General features: G+C 71.7%; 14 protein-coding genes and 1 tRNA gene. 9 read left to right on the top strand and 6 right to left on the bottom strand.

Annotated features, from left to right (window positions below; translation table 11 throughout):
- Positions 1-16 precede the first annotated feature (16 nt).
- The 8 genes from ACH5A8_RS19860 to ACH5A8_RS19895 all read left to right on the top strand — a co-directional run bounded on the left by ACH5A8_RS19860 (position 17) and on the right by ACH5A8_RS19895 (position 9,028).
- Positions 17-1,630 carry a hypothetical protein gene (locus ACH5A8_RS19860; protein ID WP_399003613.1) on the top strand — a complete coding sequence of 538 codons (1,614 nt, stop codon included), beginning with the start codon at positions 17-19 and terminating at the stop codon, positions 1,628-1,630.
- Between the two features lie 2 nt (positions 1,631-1,632).
- Positions 1,633-3,738 carry a hypothetical protein gene (locus ACH5A8_RS19865; RefSeq protein WP_399003615.1) on the top strand — a complete coding sequence of 702 codons (2,106 nt, stop codon included), beginning with the start codon at positions 1,633-1,635 and terminating at the stop codon, positions 3,736-3,738.
- A 210-nt stretch (positions 3,739-3,948) separates the two neighbouring features.
- On the top strand, positions 3,949-4,431 hold the full coding sequence (locus ACH5A8_RS19870; RefSeq protein ID WP_399003617.1) for a hypothetical protein: 483 nt from the start codon (positions 3,949-3,951) through the stop codon (positions 4,429-4,431).
- 87 nt (positions 4,432-4,518) lie between these two features.
- On the top strand, positions 4,519-4,641 hold the full coding sequence (locus tag ACH5A8_RS19875) for a hypothetical protein (RefSeq protein WP_399003619.1): 123 nt from the start codon (positions 4,519-4,521) through the stop codon (positions 4,639-4,641).
- Positions 4,638-5,477: a bifunctional DNA primase/polymerase gene (locus ACH5A8_RS19880; protein WP_399003621.1), complete on the top strand. Its 840-nt coding sequence runs from the start codon at positions 4,638-4,640 to the stop codon at positions 5,475-5,477. Before ACH5A8_RS19875 ends, ACH5A8_RS19880 begins: the two co-directional genes overlap by 4 nt.
- A gap of 5 nt (positions 5,478-5,482) precedes the next feature.
- Entirely contained in the window at positions 5,483-6,958 is a 1,476-nt protein-coding gene (locus ACH5A8_RS19885; RefSeq protein WP_399003623.1) for an ATP-binding protein, read from the top strand.
- Between the two features lie 449 nt (positions 6,959-7,407).
- A complete protein-coding gene (locus tag ACH5A8_RS19890) occupies positions 7,408-7,596 on the top strand; it encodes a helix-turn-helix transcriptional regulator (protein ID WP_399003625.1) in 189 nt (62 codons plus the stop codon).
- A gap of 64 nt (positions 7,597-7,660) precedes the next feature.
- Positions 7,661-9,028 carry a tyrosine-type recombinase/integrase gene (locus tag ACH5A8_RS19895; protein ID WP_399003627.1) on the top strand — a complete coding sequence of 456 codons (1,368 nt, stop codon included), beginning with the start codon at positions 7,661-7,663 and terminating at the stop codon, positions 9,026-9,028.
- 161 nt (positions 9,029-9,189) lie between these two features.
- Here ACH5A8_RS19895 and ACH5A8_RS19900 read toward each other — a convergent pair.
- A tRNA-Tyr gene (locus ACH5A8_RS19900) sits at positions 9,190-9,274 on the bottom strand.
- Between the two features lie 237 nt (positions 9,275-9,511).
- Between ACH5A8_RS19900 and ACH5A8_RS19905 the strand changes: the two genes are divergently transcribed.
- Positions 9,512-10,000, top strand: coding sequence for a YajQ family cyclic di-GMP-binding protein (locus ACH5A8_RS19905; RefSeq protein WP_399003629.1), 489 nt, complete (start codon positions 9,512-9,514; stop codon positions 9,998-10,000).
- Between the two features lie 120 nt (positions 10,001-10,120).
- Here the strand turns inward: ACH5A8_RS19905 and ACH5A8_RS19910 are convergent, their stop codons facing one another.
- The 5 genes from ACH5A8_RS19910 to ACH5A8_RS19930 all read right to left on the bottom strand — a co-directional run bounded on the left by ACH5A8_RS19910 (position 10,121) and on the right by ACH5A8_RS19930 (position 15,375).
- The gene (locus ACH5A8_RS19910; RefSeq protein ID WP_399003631.1) at positions 10,121-10,387 is read right to left on the bottom strand and encodes a GlsB/YeaQ/YmgE family stress response membrane protein; all 267 of its coding nucleotides are present in this window, start codon (positions 10,385-10,387) and stop codon (positions 10,121-10,123) included.
- 282 nt (positions 10,388-10,669) lie between these two features.
- A complete protein-coding gene (locus tag ACH5A8_RS19915; protein ID WP_399003633.1) occupies positions 10,670-11,062 on the bottom strand; it encodes a YccF domain-containing protein in 393 nt (130 codons plus the stop codon).
- Positions 11,059-11,922: a zinc metalloprotease HtpX gene (gene htpX, locus ACH5A8_RS19920; RefSeq protein WP_399003635.1), complete on the bottom strand. Its 864-nt coding sequence runs from the start codon at positions 11,920-11,922 to the stop codon at positions 11,059-11,061. Before htpX ends, ACH5A8_RS19915 begins: the two co-directional genes overlap by 4 nt.
- A gap of 304 nt (positions 11,923-12,226) precedes the next feature.
- A complete protein-coding gene (locus tag ACH5A8_RS19925) occupies positions 12,227-13,750 on the bottom strand; it encodes an NADH-quinone oxidoreductase subunit N (RefSeq protein WP_399003637.1) in 1,524 nt (507 codons plus the stop codon).
- On the bottom strand, positions 13,747-15,375 hold the full coding sequence (locus tag ACH5A8_RS19930; RefSeq protein ID WP_399003639.1) for a NuoM family protein: 1,629 nt from the start codon (positions 15,373-15,375) through the stop codon (positions 13,747-13,749). The genes ACH5A8_RS19925 and ACH5A8_RS19930 overlap by 4 nt, the downstream gene beginning before the upstream one ends.
- Positions 15,376-15,378: the final 3 nt, after the last annotated feature.

Raw genomic sequence — 15,378 nt, forward strand, 5'->3', positions numbered from 1 at the left:
AAGGAGTGCTCACAGCATGACGGAACTCAGCACTGAGCCGGTAGCCGTCGAGGCTGCCCCCACCCCACCGGCGGCCCCGCCGCCCGACACTGCGCCCGCCCCGACGGCGGCGGCTGCGGACGAGGTGGACCACACGCCCGGCGGCTGGCCGGTCGTCCCGCTGGCCCTGTCCGGGGTGAACACGACCGCGGGCATGGTCGCCGCCGCCTCCCTGGCCGGCGGACCCATCGCCGCCATAGTCGCCGCGACCGGCGCCGCCGTGCTGGGCACGGTCGCCGCCGCCCGCTCCCGCACCCCCAACCCCCGCCGCGACGCCCGACGCAACGCGGCACGCACCGCCGGCCGAACCGCCACCCGCAACACCGGGCTGCGCCACAGCAGCACCGGAGGAGCCGGGAGCCGGGCCGCGGGCGGCCGGTCGTCCGGCTCGCACGGCAAGCGCTCCGGTGGCTCAGGCCGTGGCACATCGGGAAGCCGTTCAGGCGGTGTCCCGAGCCAGCACCGCCGCTCCACCGGACCGACCGCCCGCCACAACAACACCACCAACGGCCCGAAGACCGGCGGCAAGGCTGCTCCGGGCCTGTCCAAGCACCTGTCGGGCGGTTTGGGCAAGGCCGCCAGCCGGGCCGGTCAGATCAAGGCCCTGCGGGCGCAGCAGGCGGCGGGGGGCGGGTCGCGGGCTGACCGGCGGGCGCAGACCACGGCCGCGCGTCGGGCGGTCGCCGACGCGCGCCGCAACGCCAAAGCTGCCGCCGGCACCAACCGGCCCGGCAAGCCCGGGGGCGCGGCTGGTCGTCTGCTGGGTGGTGCGGTCCGCAAGGCCCGCGCCGCCCGGGACGCCGCGGTCGCCAAGCAGCGTGCCAAGCGCGATGCGAAGACCGGCGGCACGGTGGCCGCTCAGCGCGCCACGGTCCGCAAGGCTCCCGCCCGCAGGGCCGCCCGGCAGGCCTTGCGCCGGTCCGCGGCCCGCTTCCACGGCCGGCGGCTGCTGGCCGCCCTGCTCGCCCTGCCCGTCGGCCTGCTGGGGCTGATCACCACGCCGCTCGGGCGCAAGCTCGGCGTCGGCTGGCTGATGCACCCCGGCCGCCGCCTCTACCGCCGCCTGGCCGGTATCGCGGGCGAGCAGCGCGCCGCCCGCGATGCGGCGATCCGTGAGGGCCTGGCGGAGCAGGAAGCCGCCGCGGACGCCGAAGCCGCCGCCGACGGCACCGAGGGCATCGCGGACGGCGTCGAGCGGCCCGCATCGCAAGTCCCCGCCACATCCGAGGTGAGTGAAGGAGAGCACGTGTCCGGTTTCCGGTTCGAAGAGGTCGCGGCCGAGATGGAGCAGGCCGCCACCCAGTACGACCCCGAGAACGCCATGGAGATCCTGGCCATGGTCGAGGGACTGCCCGCCGCGCTGACCAGCGTGGCGAACGTGATGAAGATCCTCGCCGAGCGCTCCGACAGCGAGTTCCCGCTGGAGAAGGAGGTCGCGGACGGCTTCAACGACATCTTCGGCGCGCTCATGTCCGCCGTCGCGGTCGCCGAGGACATGGGGCCGCTGTTCCGGCAGGCCCACGAACAGGACATCGCCCGCCACGAGGACCCCCGCAACGGCACCGAGGCCGAGAAGGGCTGGAACGTCTGACCATGGCCACCACCACCGAGCAGCACAGTGGCCCGGTGCTGGACTGGAGCGCCGGTCACGGACCCGTGACCGGCGCCCTGTCCGCCACCACCGGAGCCTTCGCCGTCGCCACCACCGGGGCCGCCACCGGCATGCCCCCCGGCTGGGCACTGGCCGTCGGCGCCGCCGGAGCCCTCGGCCACACCATCGCCGGACTGCGCGTGCGCAACGCCGGCCGCACCCTCGCCACCCGCGCCGCGTCCTGGCTCGTCGGAGCCGGGTGGACCACGTGGGCCATGGCCCACGGCCCGTTGACGTGGGTGGCGCTCGGCTCGCTCGCCACCATCGGCGTCGGCATCGGCACCGCCGCCCGCTCCACCGCCCTCTACGAAGAGGCACGGGAAGAGGAGACCATCGCCGCCGAAGAGCGGCAGATCGCGCGGGAGCTGTCCGCCGAACGCCGGGCCATCGCCGCGGAATGGGTGGACCGCATCCAGCGCGTCTGCTCGATCACGGTGCGGGTGGTGGGGGTGGAGATGTGGGCGACCGGGGCCGGGTTCTCCATCGACGCCGAACTCCCGCCCGGCGGCGCGACGTGGAGCAAGATTGCTGCCGAGTCGGCGCGGCTGTCGGCGGACGCCCGGCTGCCGCACGGCTGCACCGCCACCGCCTCCCCCGGCATCCACCAGGGCCGCGTCATCATCGACGTGACCACGTCGAACGTGCTCGCCGAGGAACGCACCTACCCCACCGACTACGGGCCGCTGTCCGTCCTGACCGGCATCCCGTGGGGCTACCGGACCAACGCCGAACAGATCCTCGCCTACCTGCGCGAGCAGTGCGCGCTGGTGGTCGGGCCGACCGGGTCGGGCAAGACGAACATGGTGCACGCGATCCTGGCCGGGTTCGCCCGCGCCGAGGACGTGCTGACGTGGGTGATCGACCTCAACGCCGGCAGCGCTGGTCTGCCCTGGGTACTGCCCGCGCTGAACGGGGAGATCAAGCGGGGCGACGGGCAGCCGGTGCGGCCCGGCATCGACTGGCTCGCCGGCACCTACGACGAAGCCATGACCATGCTCGACACCGCGGTCAAGGTGGCCAAGCAGCGCAAGATGACCTACCAAGCGCTGCTCGCCGAGCGAAACACCGATCTCCTGCCGGTCAGCCCGCGCATTCCTCAGATCATGCTGGTGGTGGACGAGGGCGCGGAGATCCTGGCCAGCACCGACCGGAATGTGCGCAAGCTCGGGGAGAAGATCCTTGAGGTGATCCGGATCGCCCGCGCCATGGGCGTGCGCACCGTCCTCACCGCGCTCGGGGCCACCGGCAGCGTGCTGGGCAACCTGATGATCCGGCGGGAAGCCAAGGTGCGCGTCGCCCTCACCGGGGGCGAAACCGAGGGCATGGACCTGTCGAAGATGTTCCCCGGCAGCCGCGGACTGCGCGTCGACCAGGCCCCCTTCAAGGGGGCCGGGTTCATGGCCACCCCCGAGTCACCGGCCGCGCTGTTCAAGGCGTGGCGGATCCTGCCGAACCAGATCCGGGACATCATCGCCGCCACCTCCGACCGGCACCCAGCCCTGGACGACGTGTCCGCCAAAGCCGCCGGCCCCGCCTACACCCGCCGCTGGGATGCCGACCGCACCGCATGGATGCGCGACCACACCCCCGACACGGACAACGCCACCGCCCCCGCTGGGACGTCCGGTCCGGGACTGCGGTTGTCCGCGCTGAGCAGCCCGCAGGACGGGCAGGGGCCAGCTGCGGCTGAGGACGAGATGCTGCGGCAGTTCCGGGAGCAGATCGACGCCCAGTTCGCCACCGCCCCCGAACCACGCCCGGACGCGGACGACGCACCGCCGGCCGCCCCGGGCGGGTTGAACCTGTCCGCGCTGCGGGGCGAGCAGGACAGCCCCGCGCAGCGCGAAGCGCTCGCCCTGCTGCTGGCCGCCGGACCGGAGGGCACCGGGGCGTCCGCGATCGCCCGCGCGCTCGCCGACGCACACGGCACGACCCGTCAGACGGTCGTCGGCTGGCTCAAGACCTGGACAGCGGACGGGACCGCCGTCCGCGTCGGGGAGGGCACCAAAGCCCGCTACGTCCACCGCCGGCACGCCCCGCAGGACTGAGCGCTTGTCGCTTGTCACCCATCCCGCGAGAAAGGCCCTGGGCGGCTCTGTGAGGCCCGGAAACGGCTTGTGACCTGCAAGGCGACAAGCGACAAGACAAGACAAGCGACAAGCCGCACGACAAGCCAGACGACAAGCGACACGACAAGACGAGGCCGGGCAGCACCCGCACCACACGAGTGCTGCCCGCCGAATCGAAGGGAATCCGTTGTGCACCCCGAGACCCGGTACGAGATCACCACCATCACCCGAACCGGCCGCGAACCGCTCGCCCACAACCCGGGTTGGGACGGGCCGCGGATCCTGCCCGAGGAACTGCCGCCCGGGGTTCAGGTGGTCACCCTGCCCGGCGGCATCCGCACCCTCGCCTACACCCAACCCCCCACCCCGACCGCGCCGGCCGTACCGGTCGCGCAGCCGGTCCCGGCGTGGGCCAAGACCATCGCCCTGCTCGCCCCCACCGTCGGGGGCGGCATCGCCGCCGCCTCTGTCGGACTCTCCTACGCCGCACCGGGACTGATCGCCATGAGCCACGCCCTGTGGTCCGCCGTCGCCCTCATCGCCGCCGGCGTCATCGCCGTCCCCCTCATCCTGCGCACCGCACGCCGCCCGGCCAGCCCCGCGCAGATCACCCAGAACATCACCGCCACCGGCCTCTTCGGCCGAGCCAACGGAACCATCAACCACCACTGACAGCACCAAGGGCGGCCCCCTATTCCGCCAAGAACCGGGGCCGCCCTCGTCATCCAGAACCGCCAAAGAGAACTGGAGACCTCCAGCATGACCCAAACCACCCTCATCCGACGAGTGCTCGGCCGCAGGCCGCGCTTACTCGACCTGTACTGCCGCCAGGGCCGCGCCGCCCTCGCCCACCTCGCCCCCGTGCTGGAGGTGGCGGCATGAGCGAGTACCTGCGCACCGCGCTCGCCCTGGCTGCGTCTCAGTTCCCGGTCCTGCCGCTGAGGGTGGGCAAGGTCCCGTTCGGCAACTGCCGCCGCTGCACGGGCAATGCCTGCGGCGGCCGGCCGAACATGAAGACCCCCGGACCGTGCTCGTGCCCCGGCCCCTGCCACGGCTGGGCCGCCGCGACCACCGACCCGGATGTCATCGCCTCCGGCGTGTGGCGGCGCGCGTGGACGCGCGCGAGCGCCGTCGCCTACCACCCGGGCGGGGCGGGGCTGACGGTCGTGGACCTGGACGACGCCGACGCCGTCAACTGGGCCCGCGAGAACCTGCCGACCACGCAGACCGTGCCCACGACCCGCGGTGAGCATTGGATCTACCTCGGCCGCATGCAGTCCGCGAACGGCGTACGGCCCGGCGTGGACATCAAGTCCACCATGGCCTACGCCCGCTATCTCGGCCCCGGCACCGGCACCATGACCACCCTGCCCGACACCGTCCGCGCCCTGGCCGTGAAGACGCCCGCCCCGGCCCGCCCGGCGCCGCATCCCGTCGCTGTGCCCGCACAGCCCGGGGGCGGACAGTGCCCGCACCGCACCCCCGCCTACCTTGCCCGTGGGATCGCCATGGCGGAGCAGCGCATCACCGCGGCGTCCAGCGCGGTCCACGCGACCGTGTACCGCACCTTCCTCGCGGTGCTGTCCACGCACGGCCGGTGCGGCTGCCTCAACGACACCCACGTCGCCCGGCTGTTCGCTGCCGCGCAGGCCAAGGGCGAGACGGCGCGGCACTGCGTCGAGGCGTGGGCGAACGCCCGTGCGGCGCTGGGGATGTGAGCGCCGTGTCCGAGGACGACAAGACCCCGGCGCGGCAGGTCATCACCGACTACGCGCAGTCCCACTTCCGGTACTTCCGGACCGTCGACGGGACCGTGTACGCGCAGCGCACCGGCCACCCCGTGGCCCGCCCCATCCGCTCCCAGGGCACCAGCGGGAGCCACCGCCAAGAACTCATGGTCGGCCTCTTCCGTGACGGGGTCGGCGTCTTCAACGGAACCGCCCTCAAGGAGGCGCTGGACTTGATCGAAGCACTCGCCCTCAGCCAGCCCGTACAGCCCACCCACATCCGCGTCGCCCCCGGCTTCGACGGCGCAACCTGGCTCGACCTGGGCCGCGACGACGGCCAGTCCGTCCGCATCCACCCCACCGGATGGGACATCCGCGTCCCCGACCCCGAGGAGGTCTGCTGGCGGCGCACCCAGCTCACCGGCGAACTGCCCCTGCCGGCCAAGGACACCAACGGCAAGGGCATCGACCTGCTGATGCGGCTCTGCAACTTCGCCGACGCCAGGACCGAGTGCCTGGCCATCGCCTGGCTCATCGGCTGCCTCGAACCCTCCGTGCCCGTCCCCGCGCCGTTCCTGACCGGCCCGCAGGGAGCGGGCAAGTCGACCGGCGGGCGGATGCTCGTCAGGGTCATCGAGGGCATGACCGGCGACCTGCGCAGGGCCCCCAAGGACGAGGAGAACATGATCACCGCCGTGGCCGCCGGATGGATCACCGCCCTGGACAACCTCTCCCACCTGCCCCCGGACCTGTCCGACCTGATGTGCTGCGTCATCACCGGCGCCGAGAGCATCAAGCGCGCCCTGTTCACCGACGGCGACGTGGTCCGCTCCCGCTACCGCCGGCCGATGCTGCTCACCGGCATCGACGTCGGCGTCATCCGCCCCGACCTGGCCGAACGGCTCCTGACCCTGCGCCTGGAACGGCCCCGCGTGCGGCGCACCGAAGCGGAGCTGTGGGCGGAGTACGCCGAGATCCTGCCCCTCGTCCTCGGCTCCCTGCTCGACCTGACCGTCAAGGTCCGGGCGATGCAGGCCGAGACGCCGACCGATCTGCGGATGGCGGACTTCGCCCACCTGTGCACGCAGCTCGACGCGGCCACCGGCTTCGGGACGCTGGAGGCCTACCGGGCCAGCCTGGACGACCTCAATGACGACGTGATCGAAGGCGACCTGCTGGCGCAGACGGTCCTCAAGCGCGCTGAGGAACTGGCCCCCGGTGAGGACGTGCGGATGACGTCGGCAGAGTGGCTGCACGCCCTCAGCACCCTCTACAGCGGCGAGGAATGCCGCCCCCTGCCCAAGGGGTGGCCGACCACGGGCAAGGTCCTCTCCGACCGTCTCCGGCGCATTCAGCCCACCCTCGCCGCGCGGGGCGTACTGGTCGACTGGGGCCGCACCAGCGCCGCCCGGTACATCGAGATCACCCGCCAGGCCCCGCCCACGCCGCCCGAGCAGCAGCCCGCCTTCTGACCACCGCCGGCCGCGGGCGGACAAGCAAGAGGAGCACGCCGGGCCAGGGGTGCTCCTCTTGCTGTTCCGGCGGCGGCAGCCGCCCTGCACGGGTCGCGCCGCGAAGCGGCCCGTTCTTCAAGCCCTGAGAGACGACGCACCACCACAGAAACCACCCCCTCCTTTGTCCTAAGAAGGGAAGACCTGCGTCACTACGTCACCACACGCCCGGCACACGGCCTCTGACCAGCGACAACAGGGGGTGACGCAGACGGCGAAACCTGCGTCATCCCGCGTCACCTGCGTCACCCCGTGACGAGAGCCCGTGTCACCGATGACGCAGCCCCCGCCCGGCTGCGTCACCGAAACCCGCAGGCCAGAGACCTGATTGACGCAGGTGACGCGATGACGCAGGAATCCCAGCTTCGGACAGCACAGCTCAAGTGACAGCAGCCGAAGGAGCAGCAACGATGGCTCGCCCCAAAATGCTCAAGCTCCCCGAAGTCCTCGAAGAGATCGACATGAGCCGCGCCGCCTTCTACCGCCTGCGCGCCCGCGGCAAGGCTCCGAAGCTCATCAAGCTTCCAAACGGTCAGATCCGCTGTCGTCGCAGCGACCTGGACGCCTGGTGGGCATCGCTGGAAGAGAACGCCGCCTAGCCACGCTCTGTGCAAGAACCAAGAGGCCCGGCTCGCGCCGGGCCTCTCTCACAGGAAGGCCCCCATGGGGAAGACGTACGACGTTCGCATCTGGTCCGTCCGGCAGCGGAAGGACCGGGGACAGACTTCTGCGGAACTGCGCTGGAAGACGGGCCAGACCCCGCACTCGCAGACGTTCCGCACCAAGACTCTGGCCGAAGGCCGGCGGGCCGAGCTGCTGCGGGCAGCGCACGCGGGCGAGCCGTTCGACGAGTCGACCGGCCTGCCGCTCACCGAGTTGCGGCAGCGTGACGACGTGAGTTGGTACCGCCACGCGCGGGAGTACATCGAGATGAAGTGGACGCACTCCCCCGGCTCGACGCGCCGGACTCTCGCGGAAGCCATGGCCACGGTGACGCCGGCTCTCGTCAAGGACACGAAGGGCATGGCCGACCCGAGGACCGTGCGGACGGCGCTCTACAGCTGGGCATTCAACGTCAGCCGGCGCGACGAGGAGCCGCCGGACGAGGTGGCCAAAGTGCTGGCCTGGTTCGAGCGGAAGTCACTGCCCACGTCCGCACTGGCCGACCGCATGCGTGTCCGCGCCGCCCTCGACGCCCTGACACGGAAGCTGGACGGCGCCACGGCGTCCGCGTCCACCATCCGCCGGAAGCGCGCTATCTTCCACAACGCCCTCGGGTACGCCGTCGACGCCGGCCGACTGTCGGACAACCCTCTGCCACAGGTGCAGTGGAAGGCCCCGGAGCAGGTGGCGGAGGAACTGGACCCTGCGTCAGTCCCGGACCCCCGGCAGGCTCTCACCCTGCTCAATGCCGTCCGTACGCAGAGCGCCCGGGGGCGCCGCCTAGTGGCGTTCTTCGGGTGCATGTACTACGCGGCAGCTCGGCCGGCAGAAGTCATCGGGCTACGACTTGAGGACTGCGACCTTCCCCGCCGCGGGTGGGGAACGCTGCGGCTCAGGGAGACCCGTCCCCGGTCGGGGTCCGCGTGGACCGACAGCGGTGAAGCGCACGACCGGCGCGGCCTCAAGCACCGGCCCCGGAAGGCGGTCCGCACGGTGCCGATTCCGCCCGACCTGGTCAGCCTGTTGCGGTGGCACGTCACGGCGTACGGCGTCGCCACCGATGGTCGGCTATTCCGGACGCAACGGGGCGGACTCATCCAAGACACCGGATATGGAGAGGTCTGGGCGGAAGCACGCATGCACGCCCTTACTCCTACTCAACGGGCGTCGCAGCTGGCCAAGCGTCCTTATGATCTTCGTCACGCTGCCGTATCCACGTGGCTCAGCTCCGGCGTGGAGCCGCAAGTGGTCGCCGCGCGGGCCGGCCACAGTGTCGCCGTCCTGTTCCGGGTCTACGCGAAGTGCCTGGACGGAGCCGCCGCCACAGCGAACGCCCGGATCGAGCAGGCACTGAAGAACGGCAGCTAGAGGGCCCGGAAGCCGCCCCACGTCTGCCCCACACGCACTGGTCAACACCCGAATCAGGGTGAGACACACCGGGACGAACTGCCTATTTCGGCGGCGCAGGGCCGGTGAACGCCGAAAGGGCTCGCGATCAGCATTGCTGCTGGTCACGAGCCCTTTCGGACTGGTGGCGGCGCCAGGATTCGAACCTGGGAAGGCTGAGCCGGCAGATTTACAGTCTGCTCCCTTTGGCCGCTCGGGCACACCGCCGGGGTCGCTGCCGTTCGAACCGCCTTTCGGCGGTGCTCCCTGGCAACGACGTAAACAATACCCGATGCCCCGGGGTGCTCCGCCACCCCTTTGATCCGCGCCGTGCGGGGCGGGGGGTGGCTAGGCTGGTGCGGATGCGGACCGGGACCCGTGGGCCCGGTTCGGCGGTCGTCCCCCACCCGCCGGCACGCAGCTGACACGCACCCCGACACACCCCGATACAAGGAGCCACAGGACATGGCCGACTCCAGTTTCGACATCGTCTCGAAGGTCGAGCGGCAGGAGGTCGACAACGCCCTCAACCAGGCCGCCAAGGAGATCTCGCAGCGCTACGACTTCAAGGGCGTGGGCGCCTCGATCTCGTGGTCCGGTGACAAGATCCTCATGGAGGCGAACTCCGAGGACCGGGTGAACGCAGTCCTCGACGTCTTCCAGTCCAAGCTGATCAAGCGCGGCATCTCGCTGAAGGCTCTGGAGGCGGGTGAGCCGCAGCTCTCCGGCAAGGAGTACAAGATCTTCGCCACGATCCAGGAGGGCATCTCCCAGGAGAACGCGAAGAAGGTCGCGAAGCTCATCCGCGACGAGGGCCCCAAGGGCGTCAAGGCCCAGGTCCAGGGCGAGGAGCTGCGCGTCAGCTCCAAGAGCCGGGACGACCTGCAGACCGTGATCGCGCTACTGAAGGGCCAGGACTTCGACTTCGCGCTGCAGTTCGTGAACTACCGGTAGGAACCGGCGGTTTCCCACCGGCGGGACCGGCGGGACCTGGCATGGTCGAGGGCGGGCACCCGGTGGGTGCCCGCCCTCGGTGTTCTCCCGTCGCCGGGGGCTCGCGCCCCGCGGGCGCGCTCAGTCCCGTGAGTTGCCGAACAGGATCCGGTAGGCGATCAGCAGCACGAGGGATCCGCCGATCGCCGCGGCCCAGGTGGCGCCGTCGTAGAAGTCCTTGGAGACCGTGTGGCCCAGCCAGCGCGCCGAGATCCAGCCGCCGATGAACGCGCCCGCGATGCCGATGAGCGTGGTGCCGATGAGGCCGCCCGGGTCACGGCCCGGCAGCAGGAACTTCGCGATGGCCCCGGCCAACAGTCCCAGGATGATCCAGCTGATGATGCCCATGCCCTGAACCTGCCCTTCTTGACGGCCGGCGCCGCCGTCGTGCTCGCCACACGCGTGTTCGTGCCGTGTCGTCCAGGAGGACGCCCCGGCCACGCCGCACGGTTGCACCGCCGGGCGGGAGACGGGCCCATGACACGCTCCGGGCCGCGGGCGGGGAGCCACGGCACGCGCCGACCGCGGGCTCGGGCCCCAGGGCGCGCACTGGGCCGCGCGCCGGCCCACGGCACGCTCCAGGCCGGCGGCGCCGCGCCCGGTCCGGGAGCGTGGATCGTTTCCCGGGCGTCAGCGGGTCGCGAACGGCTGGTCCGTGCGGACGATCTCGCGGCCCAGCGGGAGCAGCGAGACCGGGATCAGCTTGAAGTTGGCGATGCCGAACGGGATGCCGATGATCGTGACGCACAGCGCGATGCCCGTGACGATGTGGCCGATCGCCAGCCACCAGCCGGCCAGGACCAGCCACAGCACGTTGCCCACGCAGGAGGGCGCGCCCGCGTCACGGCGCTCGACGGTGGTGTACCCGAAGGGCCACAGGGCGTAGACGCCGATCCTGAAGGCCGCTATGCCGAACGGGATGCCGATCACCGTCACGCACAGCAGCACTCCCGCGAGGAGGTAGCCCAGGAACAGCCAGAAGCCGCTGAGGACCACCCAGATGATGTTGAGAATCGTCTTCACTGTCGGCGACCTGCCATCTGCTCGAGTCGGGCGATGCGCTCCGCCATGGGCGGGTGGGTGGAGAACATCTTCGACAGTCCCTGGCCCGGGCGGAAGGGGTTGGCGATCATCATGTGGCTGGCGGTCTCGATGCGCGGCTCGGGCGGCAGCGGGAGCTGCTGGGTGCCCGCTTCGAGCTTGCGCAGGGCGCTGGCGAGGGCGAGCGGGTCGCCGGTGACGCGGGCGCCGGAGGCGTCGGCCTCGTACTCGCGGGAGCGGCTGATGGCCAGTTGGATGAGGGTGGCCGCGAGCGGGCCGAGGATCATGATCAGCAGCATCCCGAGCAGGCCCGGGCCGTCGTCGTCGTCCGAGCGGCCCACCGGGATCAGCCAGGCGAAGTTGACCAGGAACATGATTACGGAGGCGAGGGCCCCGGCGACGGAGGAGATCAGGATGTCGCGGTTGTAGACGTGGCTGAGTTCATGGCCGATGACGCCGCGCAGCTCGCGCTCGTCCAGGATGCGCAGGATGCCCTCGGTGCAGCACACGGCGGCGTTGCGCGGGTTGCGGCCGGTCGCGAAGGCGTTCGGCGCCTCGGTCGGGGAGATGTAGAGGCGGGGCATGGGCTGGCGGGCCTGGGTGGAGAGGTCGCGGACCATGCGGTACAGGGCCGGAGCCTCGAACTCGCTGACCGGGCGGGCGCGCATCGCGCGCAGGGCCAGCTTGTCGCTGTTCCAGTACGCGTACGCGTTGGTGCCGACGGCGACGAGCACGGCCACGATCAGGCCGGTGCGGCCGAAAAGGCTGCCGATGACGATGATGAGCGCGGACAGCCCCCCGAGGAGTACTGCGGTCCTGAGCCCGTTGTGCCGGCGGTGCACGGTACGCCCTCCAAGTGGTGCGGCAGGGGAACCCTTCGCTTGCTGCTGTTCGGTGCCACTGGTGTCGTGATGTTCTGCTGTCCCGTCCAGTGGACCCTTCCGTACTGGTCAACGCCAGGCGAGGGCCCCGGGTTCCCCGGCGTGTACGACGGCGCGCGGGCCGCCCGGGTGAACGGGTCCCGGGCCGGCACGCGCGCGTGACTGATCGGGTGCCCCGCGCGCGCGTGCTGACGCCCGGCGGCCGCGGGAGCCGGTTCCCGGCCGTCTCGGAAGAGACCCGCCGTCTCAGAACAGGCGCACCGTCTCAGAACAGGCCCTGGGCGGCGAAGCGCAGCACCAGCTGGGGCGCGCCGGACAAGGCGACGCCGATGACGCCCGTCAGGGTGATGGCGGCGGTGAGGGGGGCCGGGACGCGGTGCCTGCCCGCCTCGCCCTCGGGGGCGCGGAACAGCAGGGCGGTCCACTGGAGGTAGTAGAACAGCGCGATGACGACGTTGACGGCCATGACGACGGCGAGCCAGCCGAGTCCGGCGTCGACGGCGGCGGAGAAGACGGTGACCTTCGCGAACAGTCCGATGACGCCCGGGGGGAGGCCCGCGAGGCAGAGCAGGAAGAAGGCCAGAAGGAGGGCGGTCAGCGGGTTGGCGGCGTACAGGCCGCGGTAGTCGGAGAGGCGGTTGCGCCGTCGGGTGCGGCCCACGAGCGCGGCCACGGCGAAGGCGCCGAGGTTCACGGCGGCGTACATGAGGGCGTACGCGACGGTGGAGCCGATCGCCTTGCGGGGGTCCTCGGCGTAGCCGGCGGCGGCGATCGGCACCAGGAGGTAGCCGGCCTGCCCGACGGAGGACCAGGCGAGCAGCCGTACGGCGCTGTACGCGCGCGTGGCCTGCTGGCGCAGCGCGCCGACGTTGCCGACGGTCATCGTGAGCGCGGCCAGCGCGGCGAGCGCGGGGCCCCAGACGTCGGCGTACGAGGGGAACGCGACGACGGTGACGAGGATCAGGCCGGTGAAGCCGACCGCCTTGCCGACGACCGACAGGTAGGCGGCGATCGGCAGGGGCGCGCCCACGTAGGTGTCGGGCACCCAGAAGTGGAAGGGGACGGCGGCCAGCTTGAAGGCGAAGCCGACGAGGGTGAGGACGACGCCGGTCCGGGCGAGGGTGAGCAGCTGGCCGTCGACGTGCTGGACGCGCGCGGCGATCCGGGTGAGGTACAGGGTGCCGGTGGTGGCGTAGACGAAGCTGACGCCGAGGAGGCTGACGGCGGTGGCGGTGACCGAGGACAGGAAGAACTTCAGGGCCGCGTCGGAGGACCTGCGGTCGCCGTGCCTGAGGCCGACGAGGGCGAACGCCGGCAGGGAGGCGACCTCCAGGGCGACGACGAGGGTCGCCAGGTCCCGGGAGGCGGGCAGGAGGGCGGCTCCGGCGGCGGAGGACAGCAGCAGGAACCAGTACTCCCCCTCGGGCAGTCCCCCGCGCGCGTCCTTCAGCGCGGTGACCGACAGCAGGGCCGCCAGGAGGGCGCCGCCGAGGACCAGGAACTGGATGACGAGCGTGAAGTGGTCGGCGCGGTAGCTGCAGACGTCCGGCTGCCCGGTCAGGCAGAAGGTGGCGCGGTCGCCGTCCAGCAGCGGCAGGAGCAGGAGTGCGGCGGCCGTGAGACCCGCGACGGAGATCCAGCCGAGGACGGGCTTGCGGGCCTGCGGCACGAAGAGGTCGGCGACGAGCGCCGCGAGGGCGATCACCGCGGTGAGGGTGGGCGGCGCGATCGCGAGCCAGTCGACGGACTGGACCGCCGAGGCGGCGAGCGGCTGGGCCAGGGCGCTCATCGGGTGCCTCCTGCGAGGAGCTGCTGCACGGCCGGGTCGGTGAGCCCGAGCAGGGCCCTGGGCCACAGCCCGGCGAGGACGGTGAGGACGACGAGGGGGGTCCACGCCGCGAACTCGAAGCCGCGTACGTCGGGCAGGGTCGGGGCCTTCTGCGGTACGGGGCCCATGCAGACGCGGCGGACCACGACGAGCATGTACGCGGCCGTCAGGAGGGTGCCGAACGCGCCGATCGCCATGAAGGTGAGGAAGGCGGGGCGGCTGAGGCCGGCGGCGGGCTCGAACGCGCCGAACAGGGCGAGCATCTCGCCCCAGAATCCGGCGAGGCCGGGCAGGCCGAGCGAGGCGACCGCGCCGAAGGCGAGCAGACCGCCGAGACGGGGGGCCTTGCCGTAGAGGGCCGCGCCCGTCTGGAATCGATCCTGCGCGGCGGAGCCGCTCGTCGTGGGGCGGTGGCCGGGCGGCAGGGGGGCGAGGGCGTCCAGGTCGGTGGTGCCGGTGCGGTCCTTGAGCGCGCCGACCAGGAAGAAGAGCAGGCCGGTGATGAGGCCGTGGGCGATGTTGGCGAACAGGGCGCCGTTCACGCCGGTCGGGGTCATGGTGGCGATGCCGAGGAGCACGAAGCCCATGTGGCCGACGGAGGAGTAGGCGATGAGCCGTTTCAGGTCGCCCTTGGAGCCCTGTCTGGCGAGGGCGAGGCAGGCCAGGGAGCCGTAGACGATCCCGGCGACGGCGAGGGCGGCGAGGTAGGGCGCGAAGGTGTGGAAGCCGTGCGGCGCGATCGGCAGCAGGATCCGGACGAAACCGTACGTGCCCATCTTCAGCAGCACGCCGGCCAGCAGGACCGAGCCGACGGTCGGGGCGGCGGTGTGGGCGTCCGGCAGCCAGCTGTGCAGCGGCCACATCGGCGTCTTGACCGCGAGCCCGACCCCGATCGCGATCACGGCGATGAGCTGCACGGACGCGGACAGTGACCGGCCGTTGTCAGTGGCGAGTGCCACCATGTCGAACGTGCCCGCTCTCAGCCCGATCAGCAGCAGGCCGAGCAGCATGACGACCGAGCCGAGGAGGGTGTAGAGGATGAACCGCCAGGCGGCGGCCCGCCGTCCCTCGCCGCCCCAGCGGGCGATGAGGAAGTACATCGGGATGAGCACGGTCTCGAAGGCGAGGAAGAACAGCAGCAGGTCGAGGACGGCGAAGGTCGCGAGGGTGCCGGACTCCAGCAGGAGCAGCAGCGCGACGAAGGCCTTCGGGCTCGGGCCCGCGGGCGGCTTGAAGTAGCTGTAGAGCGCGCAGAGGAAGGTCAGCAGCGCGGTCAGGACGACGAGGGGGAGGGAGATGCCGTCGATGCCGAGGTGGACGCGCACGTGGAGTGCGGGGATCCAGCTGATGTCGGTCGTGGCCTGCATCTTCGACGGGTGGTCGTGGTCGAAGCCGAGCGCCAGGACGATCGCGGCGAGGAGGATCACGCCGGTGACGGTCACGCCGTGCCGGAGCACGGCCTGCTCGGGCGACTTCCCCTTCAGTCCGGGCGGGGCCGGCAGGAGGGCGGCGAGCGCTCCCAGGAGCGGGCCGACGACGAGGAACGCCAGAAGGAACTGCATCACGGACTCGCTGATACCGATCACGTC

Origin of the sequence: Streptomyces sp. NPDC018610, from assembly GCF_044391765.1 — a bacterium.
GTDB lineage: Bacteria > Actinomycetota > Actinomycetes > Streptomycetales > Streptomycetaceae > Streptomyces.